The sequence below is a fragment of the Mycobacterium sp. NPDC003449 genome (assembly GCF_053588415.1).
This window is the reverse complement of sequence record NZ_JBSFPX010000341.1, coordinates 1-3,255: the sequence shown is the minus strand read 5'-3', so window position 1 is coordinate 3,255 and position 3,255 is coordinate 1. Positions and strand designations below refer to the sequence as shown.

The window sequence follows — 3,255 nt, the reverse complement described above, 5'->3', positions numbered from 1 at the left end:
GTCAGTCGGAAGGTGGGTCATCACCAGCGGCGAACGAGCAAGACCATCCTCACCCGAACCGGTTGGACACAATCAATGTCGGTGGTGCTGCGTAAGCTGACGAATGTGACCGTCCTCGCACACCGCCTCGACGATGACAAACCGGCCGATGCCTTCCTGGCTGACGCGCAGCGCTACCGCCGTGAGCTGCTCGCGCACTGCTACCGGATGACCGGTTCGCTGCACGACGCCGAAGACCTCGTGCAGGAGACATATCTGCGCGCGTGGAAGTCCTACCAGGGCTTTCAGGGTAAGTCCTCGCTGCGGACCTGGTTGTACCGGATCGCCACCAACACCTGCCTGACCTCGCTGGAGGGCCGGGCCCGCAGGCCCTTGCCGTCCGGGCTGGGCGGGCCGAGCTCGGCGGGCACCGACGAGATCTCCGAGCATCACGAGGTGCCGTGGCTTCAGCCGCTGCCCGACTCCGACGGTGATCCGGCCGATCCCCAGACGATCGTCGGCACCCGCGACTCGGTCCGGCTGGCGTTCGTGGCCGCCCTGCAGCATCTGTCGCCGCGGCAACGCGCGGTACTGGTGATGCGCGAGGTGCTGCAGTGGAAGGCCGCGGAGGTCGCCGACGCGATCGGGTCTTCCACGGCGGCGGTCAACAGCCTGCTGCAACGGGCCCGCGCCCAACTCGACGCGGTCGGCCCCGACGAGAACGACCGGATCGCCCCACCCGAATCTCCGGAGGCGCAGGATCTGCTCGGCCGCTACATCGCCGCCTTCGAGGCCTACGACATCGACAAGCTGGTCGAGCTGTTCACCGCCGAGGCGATCTGGGAGATGCCGCCGTTCGACAGCTGGTATCAGGGCCCGCAGGCGATCGGGGACCTGTCCCGGCACAAGTGCCCGGCCGAGGGGCCAGGAGATATGCGGTTCATCCCGACGACCGCCAACGGCCAACCGGCCGCGGCGCTCTACATGCTCAACCGCGAGACCGGCAGGCACGAGTGGTTCCAGCTGCACGTCCTGGCCATCGGCGCGGACGGCATCTCGCACGTGGTGGCCTTCATGGAGCCGTCCCTGCCGGAGAAGTTCGGCCTGCCCGCGGTGCTGCCGGCGTAGGTGTCGAGTGGCCTGTTATGCCACGCAAACGCCGGAAAACCGTGCAATAACTGGCCACTCGACACCCCTGGGAATCAGGCCCCGCGGTGCGCGGCCTGCAGCCCGGCGATGTCGAACTTGCCGAAGGTGGCGAGCACGGCGGCCATCAACCGTTCGCCGGCCGCCTCGTCGCCCTGATCCAGCAGGTCGTAGTACTCGGTCGGGGTGAGCTGCCAGGACAGCCCGTACTTGTCCTTGAGCCATCCGCACGGCTGGTCCTGCCCGCCGTCGACGAGCGCGGCCCACAACCGGTCGAGTTCCTCCTGGCCGCTGACCCGCACCTCGAGCGAGACGGCCTCGCTGAAGGTGAACTGCGGCCCGCCGTTGATGCCGACGAAGCGCTGACCTGCGAGTTCGAACTCGACGACCATGGGCACATCCTGCGGGGACGGCGCACCGGGATTAGCGGCGATGGTGTTGACGATGCGGCCGTTGCCGCCGAACGCGGCGATGTAGTGCTCGGCGGCCGGGACGGCTTCACGGTCGAACCAGAGGTTGGGGACGATGCGGGCGTTGATCTCAGTCATGGTGGATAGACCCGACGGAGCGCACCGACTCATCGAAGCCACTAAAACCGCAGTTCAACGACGGGGGCTCGACATATTTGAAACGTGTTCTATTATCGCAATTCATGAAGACCAAGGGCGCTCTGCTATGGGAACTCAACTCGCCGTTCCAGGTCGACGAGATCGACCTCGGTGACCCCGTCGCCGACGAGGTACAGATTCGGATGCACGCCGCGGGCATGTGCCACTCCGACTACCACATCACCACCGGTGCGACGCCGATCGGACTGCCCGCGCTGGGCGGTCATGAGGGTGCGGGCGTGGTCACCAAGGTCGGCAGCAATGTCACCGGTATCGACGAGGGCGACCACGTCATCCTCGCGTTCATCCCGGCCTGCGGTGCGTGTCCGCCGTGTCTGAAGGGTTTCCGCTCGCTGTGCGACCGCGGTGCGGTGCTGCTGGGCGGTAAGGCCATCGCCGACGGCACCAGCCGCATCCACGCCGGCGACCGCGAGGTGTCGCCGATGAACCTGCTGGGGACCTTCGCGCCGTACATGACGGTCCACAAGGATTCGGTCGTCAAGATCGACAAGGACATCCCGTTCGAGACCGCGGCCATCATGGGCTGCGCGGTGCCGACCGGTTTCGGTTCGGCCACCAACGTCGCCGACGTCAAGCCCGGCGAGACGGTCATCATCGTCGGCGTCGGCGGCATCGGTATGAGCGCGCTGCAGGGCGCGGTGATCTCGGGCGCCAAGCACGTCATCGCGATCGACCCCAACGAGTGGAAGCGTGAGCAGGCCATCAAGTTCGGCGCCACCCACGTCTACCCGTCCATGGCCGAGGCCATCGCCCCGGTCATGGAGGTCAGCCACGGCCTGATGGGCGACAAGGTCATCATCGCGGTCGGCGAGATGAAGGGTGAGTACATCGAGGAGGCGATGATCCTGACCGCCAAGACCGGCACCTGCGTGGTGACCGGCATGGGGTCGATGATGGACGCCGACGTCAAGCTCAACCTGTTCTTGTTCACCATGTTGCAGAAAACGTTGAAGGGCAACATCTTCGGCGGCGGCAGCTCGCATGTGGAGACCCCGCGCCTGGTGGCACTGTACAAGTCGGGGCTGCTCAACATCGACGATATGATCACCCGGACCTACAAGCTCGAAGACATCAACTCCGGCTATCAGGACATGCTGGACGGCAACAACATCCGCGGCGTGATCCGTTTCGACGAGTCCGACTGGTAGCGCCTTCCCGCGAGCAGACATAAAACTGCCCCTTTCCTGGTGAAAAGGGGCAGTTTTGTGTCTGCTCGGCCGAAGAGGGTTACTTGGGGGGCATCCGGATGCCGCCGTCGACGCGGACCACCTCGGCGTTCATATACGAGTTGGTAATCAGCTCGATGACCATCGAGGCCAACTCCTCGGGCTTGCCGAGCCGGTGCGGGAACAGCACCGATTCACCCAGCTTGGCCTTGAACGCTTCCGATGCCTCACCCTCCCCGTAGATCGGGGTGTCGATCAGGCCGGGCGCCACGGTGTTGACCCGGACCCCGACCGCCGACAGGTCGCGTGCCACCGGCAGGGTCAGCCCCACCACA

At 65.7% G+C, this 3,255-nt stretch carries 4 protein-coding genes; 2 read left to right on the top strand and 2 right to left on the bottom strand.

Translation table 11 applies throughout. From position 1 onward, the window contains the following. Nucleotides 1-75: 75 nt before the first annotated feature. The gene (locus tag ACWDTP_RS38010) at nt 76-1,107 is read left to right on the top strand and encodes a sigma-70 family RNA polymerase sigma factor (protein WP_450028374.1); all 1,032 of its coding nucleotides are present in this window, start codon (nt 76-78) and stop codon (nt 1,105-1,107) included. A 74-nt stretch (nt 1,108-1,181) separates the two neighbouring features. On the opposite strand, the gene ACWDTP_RS38005 is transcribed toward ACWDTP_RS38010, so the two are convergent. Further along, nucleotides 1,182-1,673: a VOC family protein gene (locus ACWDTP_RS38005; RefSeq protein WP_450028373.1), complete on the bottom strand. Its 492-nt coding sequence runs from the start codon at nt 1,671-1,673 to the stop codon at nt 1,182-1,184. Nucleotides 1,674-1,777: 104 nt separating this feature from the next. On the opposite strand from ACWDTP_RS38005, the gene ACWDTP_RS38000 reads away from it, so the two are divergent. Beyond that, on the top strand, nt 1,778-2,902 hold the full coding sequence (locus tag ACWDTP_RS38000; RefSeq protein ID WP_450028372.1) for an NDMA-dependent alcohol dehydrogenase: 1,125 nt from the start codon (nt 1,778-1,780) through the stop codon (nt 2,900-2,902). A 79-nt stretch (nt 2,903-2,981) separates the two neighbouring features. Here ACWDTP_RS38000 and ACWDTP_RS37995 read toward each other — a convergent pair. After that, on the bottom strand, nt 2,982-3,255 hold a 274-nt coding region (locus ACWDTP_RS37995; protein WP_450028371.1), incomplete at its 5' end, for an SDR family oxidoreductase.

Coding starts and splice junctions, on each gene's coding strand:
- ACWDTP_RS38010 (WP_450028374.1), top strand. CDS start 76: ATGTCGGTGGTGCTGCGTAAGCTGACGAATGTGACCGTCCTCGCACAC.
- ACWDTP_RS38005 (WP_450028373.1), bottom strand. CDS start 1,673: ATGACTGAGATCAACGCCCGCATCGTCCCCAACCTCTGGTTCGACCGT.
- ACWDTP_RS38000 (WP_450028372.1), top strand. CDS start 1,778: ATGAAGACCAAGGGCGCTCTGCTATGGGAACTCAACTCGCCGTTCCAG.